Annotated in this window: 16 protein-coding genes and 1 tRNA gene; 9 read left to right on the top strand and 8 right to left on the bottom strand. The window is 74.5% G+C overall.

Going from position 1 to position 14,043, the window contains the following annotated elements:
• Nucleotides 1-85 precede the first annotated feature (85 nt).
• The gene (locus ASG41_RS16065) at nucleotides 86-712 is read left to right on the top strand and encodes a TetR/AcrR family transcriptional regulator (RefSeq protein WP_056297164.1); all 627 of its coding nucleotides are present in this window, start codon (nucleotides 86-88) and stop codon (nucleotides 710-712) included.
• An 82-nt stretch (nucleotides 713-794) separates the two neighbouring features.
• Here ASG41_RS16065 and ASG41_RS16060 read toward each other — a convergent pair whose 3' ends face one another.
• The 6 genes from ASG41_RS16060 to ASG41_RS16035 are packed head-to-tail and all read right to left on the bottom strand — an operon-like array spanning nucleotide 795 to nucleotide 4,686.
• Entirely contained in the window at nucleotides 795-3,044 is a 2,250-nt protein-coding gene (locus ASG41_RS16060; protein WP_255352996.1) for a cation-translocating P-type ATPase, read from the bottom strand.
• Nucleotides 3,041-3,250, bottom strand: coding sequence for a heavy-metal-associated domain-containing protein (locus tag ASG41_RS16055; RefSeq protein ID WP_082557016.1), 210 nt, complete (start codon nucleotides 3,248-3,250; stop codon nucleotides 3,041-3,043). The genes ASG41_RS16060 and ASG41_RS16055 overlap by 4 nt, the downstream gene beginning before the upstream one ends.
• A 37-nt stretch (nucleotides 3,251-3,287) precedes the next feature.
• Entirely contained in the window at nucleotides 3,288-3,581 is a 294-nt protein-coding gene (locus ASG41_RS16050; protein WP_056297161.1) for a metal-sensitive transcriptional regulator, read from the bottom strand.
• A 57-nt stretch (nucleotides 3,582-3,638) separates the two neighbouring features.
• Nucleotides 3,639-4,142, bottom strand: coding sequence for a DUF427 domain-containing protein (locus ASG41_RS16045; protein WP_056297155.1), 504 nt, complete (start codon nucleotides 4,140-4,142; stop codon nucleotides 3,639-3,641).
• Between the two features lie 25 nt (nucleotides 4,143-4,167).
• Nucleotides 4,168-4,398 carry a DUF3618 domain-containing protein gene (locus ASG41_RS16040; RefSeq protein WP_056298149.1) on the bottom strand — a complete coding sequence of 77 codons (231 nt, stop codon included), beginning with the start codon at nucleotides 4,396-4,398 and terminating at the stop codon, nucleotides 4,168-4,170.
• A gap of 39 nt (nucleotides 4,399-4,437) precedes the next feature.
• Complete coding sequence (locus tag ASG41_RS16035) at nucleotides 4,438-4,686, bottom strand: hypothetical protein (protein WP_157519460.1); 249 nt, start codon at nucleotides 4,684-4,686, stop codon at nucleotides 4,438-4,440.
• A gap of 48 nt (nucleotides 4,687-4,734) precedes the next feature.
• Here ASG41_RS16035 and ASG41_RS16030 point away from each other — a divergent pair.
• From ASG41_RS16030 to ASG41_RS16015, 4 genes are all read left to right on the top strand, one after another.
• Nucleotides 4,735-4,815: transfer RNA gene (locus tag ASG41_RS16030), tRNA-Leu, on the top strand.
• A 19-nt stretch (nucleotides 4,816-4,834) separates the two neighbouring features.
• Nucleotides 4,835-5,542, top strand: coding sequence for a spermidine synthase (locus ASG41_RS16025; protein ID WP_056297149.1), 708 nt, complete (start codon nucleotides 4,835-4,837; stop codon nucleotides 5,540-5,542).
• Nucleotides 5,543-5,650: 108 nt separating this feature from the next.
• Complete coding sequence (locus ASG41_RS25095) at nucleotides 5,651-8,719, top strand: glycosyltransferase (protein ID WP_200939009.1); 3,069 nt, start codon at nucleotides 5,651-5,653, stop codon at nucleotides 8,717-8,719.
• A complete protein-coding gene (locus ASG41_RS16015) occupies nucleotides 8,716-9,294 on the top strand; it encodes a hypothetical protein (protein WP_056297146.1) in 579 nt (192 codons plus the stop codon). The genes ASG41_RS25095 and ASG41_RS16015 overlap by 4 nt, the downstream gene beginning before the upstream one ends.
• A 5-nt stretch (nucleotides 9,295-9,299) precedes the next feature.
• On the opposite strand, the gene rdgB is transcribed toward ASG41_RS16015, so the two are convergent.
• Both rdgB and rph read right to left on the bottom strand, forming a co-directional pair.
• Complete coding sequence (gene rdgB / locus ASG41_RS16010; protein ID WP_056297143.1) at nucleotides 9,300-9,905, bottom strand: RdgB/HAM1 family non-canonical purine NTP pyrophosphatase; 606 nt, start codon at nucleotides 9,903-9,905, stop codon at nucleotides 9,300-9,302.
• Complete coding sequence (gene rph, locus ASG41_RS16005) at nucleotides 9,902-10,666, bottom strand: ribonuclease PH (RefSeq protein WP_082557015.1); 765 nt, start codon at nucleotides 10,664-10,666, stop codon at nucleotides 9,902-9,904. Before rph ends, rdgB begins: the two co-directional genes overlap by 4 nt.
• Before the next feature lie 160 nt (nucleotides 10,667-10,826).
• Between rph and ASG41_RS16000 the strand changes: the two genes are divergently transcribed.
• From ASG41_RS16000 to gndA, 4 genes are all read left to right on the top strand, one after another.
• Nucleotides 10,827-11,498 (top strand): DUF4337 family protein, encoded by a 672-nt coding sequence (locus tag ASG41_RS16000; protein ID WP_056297137.1) that lies wholly within the window; start codon nucleotides 10,827-10,829, stop codon nucleotides 11,496-11,498.
• A gap of 56 nt (nucleotides 11,499-11,554) precedes the next feature.
• Nucleotides 11,555-11,959 (top strand): YjbQ family protein, encoded by a 405-nt coding sequence (locus tag ASG41_RS15995; RefSeq protein WP_056297134.1) that lies wholly within the window; start codon nucleotides 11,555-11,557, stop codon nucleotides 11,957-11,959.
• A 39-nt stretch (nucleotides 11,960-11,998) separates the two neighbouring features.
• Nucleotides 11,999-12,490 carry a thioredoxin-dependent thiol peroxidase gene (gene bcp / locus ASG41_RS15990; RefSeq protein ID WP_056297131.1) on the top strand — a complete coding sequence of 164 codons (492 nt, stop codon included), beginning with the start codon at nucleotides 11,999-12,001 and terminating at the stop codon, nucleotides 12,488-12,490.
• A 63-nt stretch (nucleotides 12,491-12,553) separates the two neighbouring features.
• Nucleotides 12,554-13,990: an NADP-dependent phosphogluconate dehydrogenase gene (gene gndA, locus ASG41_RS15985; protein WP_056297129.1), complete on the top strand. Its 1,437-nt coding sequence runs from the start codon at nucleotides 12,554-12,556 to the stop codon at nucleotides 13,988-13,990.
• Nucleotides 13,991-14,043: the final 53 nt, after the last annotated feature.

Raw genomic sequence — 14,043 nt, 5'->3', positions numbered from 1 at the left:
GCCTTCCCCACGACTGTCGGCGTGTCGCCTCGGAGAGGCGACGCCGGGACGCCCGTCGATCAGCTGACGGTCTAAAGTCAGACACATGGCAGCCCTCTCAGCCCCGGAGGTCACCCGCCCCAGTCGCGGTGGCCGGCCGCGTGACCCCTCCCGCGACGGAGTCATCAGGGCCGCGATCCTGCGCCTGCTGGCCGACGTGGGCTACAACGCCCTGACCATGGACGCGGTCGCCGCCGAGGCCGGCGTCGGCAAGGCGACGATCTACCGCCGGTGGCGCACCAAGTCCGACCTCGTGGTCGACACCATCGCCGAGATGAACCGCGCGGAGACCCAGCTGCCCGACACCGGCAGCCTCGAGGCCGACCTGCGTCAGCTGCTGCGCTCGCTGGTGCACGTCGTGAACGGCCCCCTGGGCGCCGCGTCGCTGTCCCTGCTCTCGACGCTGCCGCACCAGCCGGCCCTGGCCGAGGCGTTCCGCACCGGCCCGCTGGGCCAGTGGACCGAGTCCTTCCGTGAGGTCTGGGGCCGGGCCGAGGCCCGCGGCGAGGTCCGCCCGGGCCTGGTCGGCTCCGCCGTCGCGGACTCCGCGTCCGCCCTGGTCGTGCAGCGCTGGCTGCTCACCGGCGAGCCGCTGGACGAGGCCTACGCCGACCAGGTCGTCGACACCGTGGTGATGCCCCTGGTCGCCCGGCGTTGCACCGAGGGCGCCTGACCCCAGCGTCTGACCCCAGCGCCCGCCCCGAGACCAGCGGCCCGTCCTCTCCCCCGGAGGGCGGGCCGCTGTCGTCGGCGGGTCAGCCGGCGAACCGGCGCAGTCGCAGGCTGTTGCCCACCACCAGCACCGAGGACGCCGCCATCGCCAGGCCGGCCAGCACCGGGTTCAGGAACCCCAGCGCCGCCAGCGGCACGAGTGCCACGTTGTAGGCGAAGGCCCAGAACAGGTTCACCTTGATGGTGGCCAGCGTGGCCCGGGACAGCCGGACCGCGCTCACCGCGGCGCCCAGGTCGGCCCGCACCAGGGTCAGGTCGCTGGCCTCGATCGCCACGTCGGTCCCGGTGCCCATGGCCAGTCCGAGGTCGGCCTGGGCCAGTGCCGGGGCGTCGTTGACGCCGTCGCCGACCATGGCGACCACCCGGCCGCGGGCCTGCAGCTCCCGGACGACGTCGACCTTGCCCTCGGGCAGCACCCCGGACACGACCTCGCCGGCCTCGGGGTCCAGCCCGACCTGGCGGGCGACGGCGGCGGCCGCACCGGCGTTGTCCCCGGTCAGCAGCACCGGTGAGAGCCCGAGCGCCCGCAGGTCGGCGATCGCGGCGGCACTGGTGGGCTTCACCGTGTCGGCGACGACGAGCACGCCGTGCACGGCACCGTCCCAGGCGACCAGGACCGCGGTGCGGCCGGCCTGCTCGGCCGCGGTGACGGCGTCGGCCAGCTCGGCCGGGACCGGTCCGGGCATCTCCCCCACCCGGCCCACGACGACGGACCGGTCCTCGACGGTGCCCTGCACCCCGCGGCCCTGCCGGGAGGCGAAGTCCACGACCTCGGGCAGCGGTACGGGGGCGCCGGCGACGACGGCCCGGGCGATGGGGTGCTCGGAGCCGGCCTCGACCGCGGCGGCCAGCCGCAACGCGTCCGGGTGGCCGTGGACCTCCAGCAGGGCCATCTCCCCGGTGGTGACGGTGCCGGTCTTGTCCAGCACCACGGTGTCCACGCGGCGGGTGGACTCCAGGACCTCGGGGCCCTTGATGACCACACCCAGCTGGGCGCCCCGGCCGGTGCCCACCAGCAGCGCGGTGGGGGTGGCCAGGCCCAGCGCGCACGGGCAGGCGATGACCAGCACGGCGACCGCGGAGGTGAAGGCCGCGGCGACGTCCCCGGTGACCAGCAGCCAGACCACCAGGGTGGTCAGCGCGACCGCGAGCACGACCGGCACGAAGACCGCCGACACCCGGTCGGCCAGCCGCTGGACGGGGGCCTTGCCGCTCTGCGCGGCGGTGACGAGGCGGCCCAGCGCGGCCAGCGTGGTCTCCCCGCCGACCCGGTCGGCCTCGACGACCAGCCGGCCCCCGACGTTGACCGTGGCGCCGGTGACCCGGTCGCCGACGCCGACCTCGACCGGCACCGACTCCCCGGTCAGCATCGAGGCGTCCACGGCCGAGGAGCCGGAGACCACGACGCCGTCGGTGGCCACCTTCTCCCCCGGCCGGACGACGAACCGGTCGCCCACGGCGAGCCGGGAGACCGGGACCCGGACCTCGACGCCGTCGCGGAGGACCGCGGCGTCCTTGGCACCCAGGGCCAGCAGCGAGCGCAGCGCGGCGCCGGACCGGCGCTTGGCGCGGGACTCGGCGTACCGGCCGGCGAGCAGGAAGACGGTGACCGCGGAGGCGACCTCCAGGTAGAGCTCGCTGGTGCCGGCACCCTGCTCGGCGAGCAGGTGGAACTCCATCCGCATGCCGGGCATCCCGGCGTCGCCGAGGAAGAGCGCGTAGAGCGACCACAGGTACGCCGCGACGATGCCGATCGACACCAGGGTGTCCATCGTGCTGGCGCCGTGCCGGGCGTTGACGACGGCGGCGCGGTGGAAGGGCCAGGCCCCCCAGACGGCGACCGGGCTGGCCAGTGTGAGCGCCAGCCACTGCCAGTTCTCGAACTGCAGCGCGGGCACCATGGACAGCACCAGCACGGGCAGCGCGAGGGCGGTGGAGACGACCAGCCGCTGGCGCAGCGACCGGTCCTCGGCCGACGGCGCGTCGTCGTCAGTGGCTCCGGCGGTGGCTCCGGCGTCGGGCTCGTCGTCCGCCGGAGGGGCGGGGACGGTGGCCGCGTAGCCGGCGGCGGAGACGGTGGCCAGCAGCCGCTGGGTGTCCACGAGGGCCGGGTCGTAGCGGACGGTGGCGGCCTCGGTGGCGTAGTTGACGCTGGCCTGGACGCCGTCGACCTTGTTGAGCTTGCGCTCGATCCGGGTGGCGCACGAGGCGCAGGTCATCCCGGTGACGTCGAGCCGCACCTCCGAGGGCAGCTCGACCGGGCCCGCCGTCACTGCAGGTCGGCGGAGTAGTCCCCCGCCTCCGCCACGGCGGCCTGGACCTGCTCGGTGGTGACGTCCTGGCCGGTGACCCGGAGCGTGCCGCTGGACAGGTCGACGTCCACGCCGGTGACGCCGGCGAGCTCGGACACCTCCTCGGTGACCGAGGCGACGCAGTGCTGGCAGGTCATGCCGGAGACGGTGAAGGTCTGGGTCTGCACGGAGTTCCTCCTGGTGGGTGCGGCTGGGACGGCGCGGTCAGCGCCGGACGAGGCGGGCGATCGCGGCCGAGGCCTCGGCGATCTTGGCGTCGGCGGCGGCGCCGTCGTCCTGGGCGCTGCTGGCGACGGCGTCGCGCACGCAGTGCCCGAGGTGGTCGTCGAGCAGGCCCAGGGCGACCGCCTGCAGGGCGCTCGTCGCCGCCGAGACCTGGGTCAGGACGTCGATGCAGTACGTGTCGTCCTCGACCATCCGCGCGATGCCGCGGACCTGACCCTCGACCCGGCGCAGCCGCGCCAGGACCTGGTCCTTGTTGCCCTCGTAACCGGTCATGCCACTGAATATACCCCTAGGGGGTAGGGGTGTCGACCAGACCGGCGTCCCGCCGGGTCACCAGCCGCGCGTGCCCACCTCCCCCTTGAACGGCCCCACCACCTCGTCGGTGATCCAGCCGCCGTAGAAGTCCCCGGCCTGGGCGCGGACGGTCTCGCCGTCGACGGTGGCCCGGTCGAGCTTGGAGGGGTAGAACGCCACCGCACCGCGCAGGTGCTCGTACCCGGGGGTGGGCCGCTCGTAGGACCAGCCCACGGCCGGGTGCCGGACCCCGTCGACGACGGCGTCCCAGTAGGTGGCCACGCCCTTCCACTCGCACCAGCTGGCGCCGTCGGCACGCTGCAGCACGCCGTCGGCGACGTCCTCGCGCGGGACGTAGTAGACCGGCGGGTGGCTGGTCTCGCAGACCCGGGCGGCCCGGGTGGTCGTGGCGATCACGGCGCCGCCGAGGACGACCTCGACGCGACGGGGGGTGACGTCGGCGGACGGGGGCCGCGGGTAGTCCCAGACGGACTCCTGGCCGGGGCCGGCGGGATCGGGGCGGGTGGGTCGCGGGTGCATCACGCACCCGAGTGTGCGCCCGACGTCAGCGGTTGCGGTGCCGGACCTTCTGCACGACGACGAAGGTGACCAGCAGACCGGCAGCGGCCATCGCGGCCTGCCCCGCCGGGGTGGTCAGGAAGTGCTGCACCCGGACCTTGGCCTCGGCCTGCAGCCGCTTCGGGCTGCTCCGGTAGACCAACTGGTCCAGCGTGGCCGCCAGGGACTCACGGGCGGCGTCGATCTCCTGCTGGATCTGCTCGGGGCTGCGCGGCACGGGCACAGCCTGCCACGTCCGCGCGTTCCCCACCTGCGCTCAGCCCAGTTGGTCCATCGCCTCGGCCCGGAACTGGGCCAGGAACTGGTCCCGGGTGATCCCCCGGCGCTCGGCCTCCCGGTCGCAGAGCATGGCGATGACCAGCGAGGACTGCCGCACGACGTCGGCCCGCAGGTCCTCACCCAGCCCGGCCAGGACCGCCGTCCAGGCCGTCCAGTCGCCCTCCCCGGCGGCCTCGGCCATCTCCAGCACGATCCCGAACCGGCGCAACGCCTCCAGGTCAGCCACGTCCACGACGGTAGCCGCGGCACCGGGCCCTCCTAGACTCCCCCGCACGCGGGAGTGGTGTAACGGCAGCCACGCCAGCCTTAGGAGCTGGTGCCCTCGGGCGTGCGGGTTCGACTCCCGCCTCCCGCACGACAGGTCGGAGGACCCCATGAGCGCCCGATTCGCCGAGCTCGCCTTCCGGGAGACCCCGATGGGCGAGATCAGCCTGCGCCGACGCCGCGACCCGCGCCTGGACGTCGACGTCTTCGAGGTCAAGCTCGGCGAGGAGTTCCTCATGTCGAGCCTGTTCACCGCCGGCGAGGTCGCCCTCGCCGACCTGGGGCTGGCCCAGGCAGGACCCGGTCCGCTGGACGTCGTCGTCGGCGGGCTGGGGCTGGGCTACACCGCGCAGGCCGCGCTGACCGACCCCCGGGTCGGCTCGCTGACGATCGTCGAGGCGCTCGAGGACGTCGTCGACTGGCACCGGCGGGACCTGCTGCCCGACACCGCGGGCCTGGTGCACGACCCGCGTGTACGCGTGGTGACCGCGGACTTCTTCGCCCTGGTCGACTCCCCCGGCGGCCTGGACCCGGCGACCCCGGGTCGGCTCTTCGACGTGGTGCTGCTCGACGTCGACCACACCCCCACCCACCACCTGCACCCCAGCCACGCCGGCTTCTACGCCCCCGAGGGGCTGCGCCGGCTGCTGCGGCTGCTCCGGCCCGGCGGGGTCTTCGCCCTGTGGTCCGACGCCGCGGACCCGGCGTTCGCGCAGGTGCTGGCCGGGGTCGCCGCCCGCAGTGCGGTGCACGAGGTGGTCTTCGCCAACCCGCTGACCGGCGGGACGTCGTCGAACGTGGTCTTCACCGCAGGCTGAGCCGTCCCCCCGGGGGGCCTCACCCCGGCGGGTGAGGATCCCGCCCACCGCCTGTCGGGACCAGGGGCCGGTGCCGACGTCCCCCAGGTGACGACTGCCGTGCGACCCGTGACCACCGGGGACGACGCCGCCCCGGTGACCCGGGAACGGCGTCCGGCCCCCACGCCTGCCCCCCGTCCGCCCACGCCCCTCCCGCGCGCCACCCCCGCGGGCCGGAAGGAGGAGCGGCTCGGGGACGTGCTCGTCCGCACCGGGGTGCTGACCGCGGCGCAGCTGGAGGAGGGCCTCGCGCAGGGCCGTCGGGTCGGCGAGCCGCTGGGTGCCGTGCTGATGGCCAAGCAGTGGATCACCCGTCGCCAGCTCTACGTGGCCCTCGCCGACGTGTGGGGCGCCGAGATGGCCTTCGTCGACCCGGTCGAGGTCGACCCGGACCTCGCCGGCCTCTTCCCCTACCCGCAGCTGGCCCGCGAGATGTGGGTGCCGCTGCGCACCGAGCTGGGCCCCGACGGGCAGGTGCAGGTCGTCGTCGCCACCTCCGGGCGGCCCTCCGAGCACATCGCCGCCGAGGTCGCCGAGCGCACCGGCGTCGACCGGGTGCACCAGGTCGTCACCACCGACTGGGACGTGCAGCGCGCGCTGCGCACCGTCTGGCGCGAGGAGGTCGTGCACGAGGCGGTGTCCTCGCTGGCCGAGCGCCGGCCCGAGGAGTCCGCCTCCACCGTCTTCACCTGGCCCCAGGTCGCCAGCGCCGTCGTCGCGGCGCTCGCCGTCGTCGTCGGACTGGTGCTGGACGCACCCACCACGGTCGTCGTCCTGCTCGCCGTCATCAACGTGACCATCGGGCTGTCCGTCGGCGCCAAGGCGCTGATCAGCACCGTCGGGACGGCGTCGGAGACCGTCGAGCAGGTGACCGAGGAGGAGGTCGCGGCCCTCGTGGACGCCGACCTGCCCCGCTACACGATCCTGGTCCCGGTCTACAAGGAGGCCGGCATCGTCGGCCTGCTGATGAAGAACCTGTCCTCGCTGGACTACCCGCGGGAGAAGCTGGAGATCCTGCTCCTGCTGGAGGAGGACGACCCGGAGACCCTGGCCGCCGCGCTGGCCGCCGCACCGCCGGACATCGTCCGCATCCTGGTCGTGCCGCACTCCATGCCCAAGACCAAGCCGCGCGCCTGCAACGTCGGGCTGTCCTTCGCCCGCGGCGACCTGGTGGTCATCTACGACGCCGAGGACCGGCCCGACCCCGACCAGCTCAAGAAGTCCGTCATCGCCTTCCGCAAGGGCGGGGAGGACCTGGTCTGCGTGCAGGCGGCGCTGAACTACTTCAACGCCGAGGAGAACCTGCTCACCCGCATGTTCACCCTCGAGTACTCCTCGTGGTTCGACTACACGCTGCCCGGCCTGGACGCGTTGCGGCTGCCCATCCCCCTGGGCGGCACCAGCAACCACTTCCGCGCGGACATGCTGCGCGAGCTGGGTGGCTGGGACCCCTTCAACGTCACCGAGGACGCCGACCTCGGCGTCCGGTCCTCGGCGCGTGGCGGGCGTGTCACGGTGGTCAACTCGACCACCTACGAAGAGGCCAACATGGCCGTCGGCAACTGGATCCGGCAGCGCAGCCGCTGGATCAAGGGCTACATGCAGACGTTCCTGGTGCACACCCGGCACCCGATGCGCCTGGTCCGCCAGATCGGCCTGCGCCAGGCGATCGGCTTCCTGCTCACCATCGGCGGCACGCCTGCGACGTTCCTGCTGACCCCGGTCCTGTGGGTCCTGTTCGTGCTCTACCTGGCGTTCCCGCGCCAGTTCAGCCCGGCGCTGCCGCCGTGGCTGGAGTACGTCAGCCTGGCCAACCTGCTCATCGGCAACGGGATGATCGTCTACCTGAGCCTGCTGGCCGGCTTCAAGCGCCGCAGCTACGGCCTGGTCGGCTACGCGCTGCTCTCGCCGTTCTACTGGATGCTGCACTCGGTGGCCTCCTACAAGGCCGCCTGGCAGCTGGTCACCAAGCCCTTCTACTGGGAGAAGACCCAGCACGGGCTGACCAGCCACACCCAGGACGACGGGGCCGACGGGGCCCACGGTGACCCCGCCGAGGACCACCCGACCGAGGCCACCGCCGACGGCGCCGGGCCCGCCCCCGACGGGTCGCCGCCGAGCCCGCCCCCCGCTCCGCACGAGGCGGCGTCCGCGGTGCCGGCGCTGACCCGGGTGCCCGCCGCGCAGGCGCTGCCGGTGCTCGCGGTGCTGGCCGCCGCGACCGCCGTCGCCGCTGCCGCCGCGCAGGAGCCGTCCGCGCAGGACCCTGCACGCCCGGCCCCCGCACCCCCGGCCCCTGCACACCCGAGCCCCGCACCCGCGAGCCCGACACCCCCGCGCCCCGCACACCCGAGCCCCACACCCCCGCGCCCCACACCCCTGGAGTCCGTCCCCGTGGACACCCCCGAGCCCTCCCCTGCCCCCGAGGCCGACCCGACGCCGCTCCCGGCTGCGCCGGTGCCACCGGTGGTCCGCCGCACCGTCGTGCCGATGCCCCCGCTGGACCTCGACGACCTGGCCCAGCTCCGGGCCGAGCTCGACGTCCTCGACGAGCACGACATGATCAGCGAGCTGTCCAGCGTGCCCCAGCGGCGCGGGTCGCACCGGGCGCGCAGCTACGACGTCGAGACCGGTGGCGGCCTGCCCGAGCCGGCCCGGCCCGACCCGGCGGACCTCGCCCGCCGGCTGGTCGAGCAGATCGGCGTCGACGGCCTGGGCCCCGACGGCCGGGGCGCGCACTCCCTGGGCGGTCGACCGCCGGTGCCGCCGTTCCCCGCCGGTCGTGGCCTGCCCCCGGTCCCGGGCCCGCGCGCTCTCCCCGCCGTCCCGGTGGTGGCCTCCGACACCCGGCCCCCGGTGCGGGCCCTGCCCCCGGTGCCGCCGGTCCCGGTCCGGCCCGCGGCCGAGCCGGTCCGTCGCGAGGGCCCGCTGCCGACCCTGGCCCCGCGGCCGGACCCGGTCACCCCGATCACCGCGCCCCGTCCGGTGCCACCGCCCGCACCGCGCTCCGCCGGCGCGGTCTCGCGGGTCGGCACGCTCCGTCCGGTGCCGGCGCCGGCAGCTGCGCGGACCGGGGCACCACCCCGGGTCGCCGGTCCGGCGTCGGGCCTGCTGTCCTGGCTCGGCGACCCCTCGTGAGCACGGCTTCGACCAGCCTGGACCGCGCCCGCCCGCCCACCGCGACGGCCACGGCCGCGCCGCCCGCCGCGGTGCGCAGTCCGATCCGGATCCCGATGGGCCCGGTGCTGCTGGCCTGCCTGGCGCTGGTGGTGGTGGAGCTCGTGGCGGCCCTGCTGACCATGACGCCGCTGCACACCGCACTGCTGGGTGCCTGCCTGACGGTGGTCGTCGTCTTCGGCGCCGTCTTCGCCTTCGGCGCCATCACCATCGCCGGGTTCGCCGCCGGCGCGGGTGCCGCGGGAGTCGTCGTCCTCGAGCCGCGGCACCTCGTGCTGACCCTGGTCGCGATGGCGGTGATCGCCGTGGTGTGCGGCCTGGCCCCGGGCTGGGCCCGGGTCGAGGCGTGGCAGGCGGCCCGCTCGGCCGGCGCCCCGCTGACCGGTGACGGCGTCCGCACGAGCCGGCTCCCCGGCCGGCTCGCGGTGCTGTGGCGCACCGACCGGGTCGTCGCCGCCTTCCTGGTGCTCTCCTTCCCGCCGGTCTTCGTGACCGGGGCGGTCGCCTTCATCACCTGGACGGCGACCCGCGGCTGACCCGCTCAGCTGCCGAGCAGCTCCCCGAGCACCGGCACCAGCGCCGCGAAGGCCTGCCCGCGGTGGCTGATCGCGTCCTTGTCGGCCGGGGACAGCTGCGCCGACGTCACCTGCAGGCCCTCGGGGACGAACACCGGGTCGTAGCCGAAGCCGTTGGTGCCCCGCGGCTCCCGGACGACGACCCCGCGCCACTCCCGGCGCAGCACCCGCTCGGTGCCGTCGGGGGTGACCACCGCGGCGGCGCAGACGAACGCCGCGCCCCGCCGCTCGTCGGGCACGTCGGCGAGCTGGCCCAGCAGCAGCGTGGTGTTGGCCGGGTCGTCCCCGTGCCGGCCCGACCAGCGGGCGGACAGGATGCCCGGCATCCCGTTCAGCGCGTCCACGGTGATGCCGGAGTCGTCGGCGACGGCCGGCAGACCGCTGTACCGGACGGCCTCGCGGGCCTTGAGCAGCGCGTTGTCCTCGAAGGTGGCGCCGTCCTCGGGGGCCTCCGGGTACTCCTCGACGTCGCGCAGCCCGAGCACCTGGACCCCGGGGACGGCGGTGGCCAGCAGCCGCTGCAGCTCGGCGAGCTTGCCGGCGTTGCGGGTGGCCAGCAGCAGCCGGCTCACCGGGAGACCGTGGCCTGCAGGGCCTGCTCCTGCAGGCGGGTGAGGTCGGCGCACCCGGCGACGGCGAGGTCCAGCAGCTGGTCCAGCGTCGCCCGGTCGAACACCGCACCCTCGGCGGTGCCCTGCACCTCGACGAAGCCGCCGTCCCCGGTGCACACGACGTTCATGTCGGTCCCGGCGCGCACGTCCTCCTCGTAGGCCAGGTCCAGCCGAGGCTGGCCGTCGATGACGCCGACGCTCACCGCGGCCACCGACTGGACCAGGGGCGCCTTCTTCGCGAGCTTCTTGCGCTCCCCCAGGTACGCCACCGCGTCGGCCAGTGCCACGTAGGCCCCGGTGATGGCCGCGGTGCGGGTGCCGCCGTCGGCCTGCAGCACGTCGCAGTCCAGCGCGATCGAGTTCTCCCCCAGTGCGGACAGGTCGATGGAGGCCCGCAGCGAGCGGCCGATCAGCCGGCTGATCTCGTGCGTGCGGCCCCCGACCTTGCCCTTGACCGACTCGCGGTCGCTGCGGGTGTGGGTGGCGCGCGGGAGCATCGAGTACTCGGCGGTCACCCAGCCCAGGCCCGAGCCGCGGCGCCAGCGGGGCACGCCCTCGGTGACGCTGGCCGCGCACAGCACCCGGGTCCGGCCGAACTCGACGAGCACAGACCCCTCGGCGTGGTCCAGCCAGCCCCGGGTGATCGTCACCGGGCGCAGCTCGTCGGCACGGCGGCCGTCGGCACGGGTTCCTGCAGGTCGGGCGCTCTCGGGGAGGGTCACGTGGGACGAGGGTAGTGGGGTGGGGCGGGTGCGACGACGCCGTCGGCGCGACCGGGCGGCGCGCGGTGCACGGCACCCTCGTCGACGGTCGTCGACACCTACTGTCCGCGCTGGTCGACCCGCTGGTCAGGCCGCAGACGACAGACGAGGACCACGCCCGATGTCCCAGCACGGCGCCTCCACCGACGACGTGACCCCCGCTGCCGGGCCCGCCGAGACCCGCGAGGAGAAGCGCAGCCGCTTCCTCGAGCTCGGCGCCGCCCTGGTGCTGGGCCTCTCGGCGACGGCCACCGCCTTCGCCGCCTACCAGAGCGGCGTCCTGGGCGGCGACGCCATCGCCGGCTACTCCGAGGCCAACAACCTCACCAGCCAGGCCGCCGACGTCTACGGCGACGCGAACGGGCAGTTCAACTACGACCGCGGGCTGTTCCTCACCTACGCCGGCTACCTGGTCACCGGGGACGCCGACACCGCCGACGTCTTCCGCGACCAGTTCATGAGCGAGAACCTGCAGACGACGATCGACTGGTACGACCAGACCGGCGACGAGGTGACCGACCCCTTCGACACCGACGCCGGGTCGCCCTACGCGCTGGAGGAGTACGCCCAGGGCAACGAGCTCACCGAGCAGTCCGACTCCGTCTTCGCCCAGGCCCGGGCCAACGACGAGCAGGGCGGCCAGTTCGACGTCGCCACCGTGCTGCTGGCGCTGTCGCTGTTCTTCGCCGGCATCGCCTCGGTGTTCCGGTCCTTCGTGCCGCAGGCCGTGATGCTCGGCGTCGGCACCCTGGGGTTCCTCGCCGGCCTGGTGCAGCTGCTCGTCGCGCTCTGAGCGGTCGCACCTGCGGCCGGGCTGCGCGAGCGGCCCGGCCGCCGCACCATCGGGGCATGCGATCGGAACTGCGCCAGGTGCGCACCGGCGGCGTGCCCAGCGTCGTGGACCTGACCGACGAGTGCGCGGAGTTCGTCCGCGGCGAGGGCGACGGCCTGCTGCAGGTCTTCGTCCCGCACGCCACCGCCGGGATCGCCGTCATCGAGACCGGCGCCGGCAGCGACGACGACCTGCTGGCGCAGCTGGACGTGCTGCTGCCCACCGACGACCGGTGGCGGCACCGGCACGGCTCCCCCGGGCACGGCAGGGACCACGTGCTGCCGGCGTTCGTGCCCCCGCACGCCACCATCCCGGTGCTCGAGGGCCGGATGGCGCTGGGCACCTGGCAGCGGGTCTGCTTCGTCGACACCAACGGCGACAACCCGACCCGGCACGTCCGCTTCAGCTTCCTGGCCGGCTGAGCCGGCCACCCCCGCGCCGGGGTCTGCCACCATGCACCCGTGACCGACAGCGACACCGCCACCCCGACCCGGCTCTCCCCCGGCGACCAGGCCCCCGACTTCACGTTGCCCGACGCCGACGGCAACCCGGTCTCGCTGGCCGACCGCCGTGGCCGCCGCGTGGTCGTCTACTGCTACCCGGCCGCGCTCACCCCGGGCTGCACCACGCAGGCCGTCGACTTCACCTCGGCGGCCGGCGAGTTCGCCGAGGCCGGGCTGGACATCATCGGCATCTCCCCCGACGCCCCGGAGAAGCTGGCCCGGTTCCGGGAGCAGGAGTCGCTGTCGATCACCCTGGTCTCCGACCCGGAGAAGGAGGTCATGAAGGCCTACGGCGCCTTCGGGCCCAAGAAGCTGTACGGCAAGGAGGTCGTCGGGGTGATCCGCTCGACGTTCGTCATCGACGCCGACGGCCGGGTCGAGAAGGCCGGGTACAACGTGAAGGCCACCGGCCACGTCGCCAAGCTCCGGCGGGACCTCGGTCTGGACTGACGTCCCGTGCGGGGAGTCCCTCGACACGTGTAGCCCACCACCCGGTCGGGCACGACCGGGTGCATGAGCGAACAGATCGGCGTCACCGGGCTCGCGACCATGGGTGCCAACCTCGCCCGCAACCTGGCCCGGCACGGGCACCACGTGGTGGTGCACAACCGCACGAAGGCCAAGACCGACGCGCTGATGAGCGCGCACGCCGAGGACGGCGACCTGGTCCCCGTCGAGTCCCTCGAGGACCTGGTCGCCGCCCTGGAGCGGCCCCGCAAGGTGATCGTGATGGTCGCTGCGGGCGACCCCACCGACGCCGTCATCGAGGCGATCGCACCGCTGCTGGACGAGGGCGACGTGCTGGTGGACGGCGGCAACGCCCGCTACACCGACACGATCCGGCGCACCGCCGAGCTCGGTGAGCGGGGCCTGCACTTCGTCGGCGCCGGGATCTCCGGCGGCGAGGAGGGCGCGCTGAACGGGCCGAGCATCATGCCCGGCGGCTCGGCGGAGGCCTACGCGGTCATCGGCCCGCTGCTGGAGGACATCTCCGCCCACGTCGACGGCGAGCCCTGCTGCACCCACGTGGGCACCGACGGCGCCGGGCACTTCGTCAAGATGGTGCACAACGGCATCGAGTACGCCGACATGCAGCTCATCGCCGAGGCCTACGACCTGCTGCGCCAGGGCCTGGGGATGACGCCGGCCGAGATCGGGGACGTGTTCGCCACCTGGAACGAGGGCGACCTGCAGTCCTACCTGATCGAGATCACCGCCGAGGTGCTGCGGCACACCGACGCGAAGACCGGCAAGCCCTTCGTCGACGTCGTGCTGGACGAGGCGGAGCAGAAGGGCACGGGCCGCTGGACCGTGCAGTCCGCACTGGACCTGGGCACCCCGGTCTCCGGCATCGCCGAGGCCGTCTTCGCCCGTGCGCTGTCCGGCCACGTCGACCAGCGCGCCGCCGCCCAGGAGGTGCTCCCGGGCCCCGGCCGCGACTGGGACGACCAGGTCGCCGACCGGGAGGCGTTCACCGAGAGCGTCCGCCAGGCGCTCTACGCGGCCAAGGTGGTCGCCTACTCCCAGGGCTTCGACCAGATCGCGAGGGGCGCAGAGGAGCACGGCTGGGACGTCGACCGTGGCGCCCTCGCCGCGATCTGGCGGGACGGCTGCATCATCCGGGCCGCGTTCCTGGACCGGGTCCGCCAGGTCTTCAGCGACGAGCCCGACCTGACCACGTTGCTGACCAACGAGTACTTCCGGGACGCCGTCGCCGACGCCCAGGAGGGCTGGCGCCAGGTGGTCGCCGGCGCCGCCCGGCACGGCGTGCCCGCCCCCGGGTTCGCCAGCGCGCTGGCCTACTACGACGGGCTGCGCGCGGAGCGCTCCCCCGCCGCCCTCATCCAGGGCCTGCGCGACCGGTTCGGCTCGCACACCTACAAGCGCGTCGACGCCGACGGCTCCTTCCACACGATGTGGTCCGAGGACCGCCGCGAGGTCGAGGCCTGACCCGCACCGAGTGACAGCCGAGGGGCGCGCCGCACGTGGGCGCGCCCCCTCAG

Origin of the sequence: Modestobacter sp. Leaf380, from assembly GCF_001424485.1 — a bacterium.
GTDB lineage: Bacteria > Actinomycetota > Actinomycetes > Mycobacteriales > Geodermatophilaceae > Klenkia.
This window is presented reverse-complemented; position numbering and strand designations above follow the sequence as displayed.

What these genes read in the sequence shown, in the direction of transcription:
- ASG41_RS16065 (WP_056297164.1), top strand. Translation starts at nt 86, where the DNA reads ATGGCAGCCCTCTCAGCCCCGGAGGTCACCCGCCCCAGTCGCGGTGGC.
- ASG41_RS16050 (WP_056297161.1), bottom strand. Translation starts at nt 3,581, where the DNA reads ATGACCGGTTACGAGGGCAACAAGGACCAGGTCCTGGCGCGGCTGCGC.
- ASG41_RS16045 (WP_056297155.1), bottom strand. Translation starts at nt 4,142, where the DNA reads ATGCACCCGCGACCCACCCGCCCCGATCCCGCCGGCCCCGGCCAGGAG.
- ASG41_RS16025 (WP_056297149.1), top strand. Translation starts at nt 4,835, where the DNA reads ATGAGCGCCCGATTCGCCGAGCTCGCCTTCCGGGAGACCCCGATGGGC.
- ASG41_RS16000 (WP_056297137.1), top strand. Translation starts at nt 10,827, where the DNA reads ATGTCCCAGCACGGCGCCTCCACCGACGACGTGACCCCCGCTGCCGGG.
- ASG41_RS15995 (WP_056297134.1), top strand. Translation starts at nt 11,555, where the DNA reads ATGCGATCGGAACTGCGCCAGGTGCGCACCGGCGGCGTGCCCAGCGTC.
- gndA (WP_056297129.1), top strand. Translation starts at nt 12,554, where the DNA reads ATGAGCGAACAGATCGGCGTCACCGGGCTCGCGACCATGGGTGCCAAC.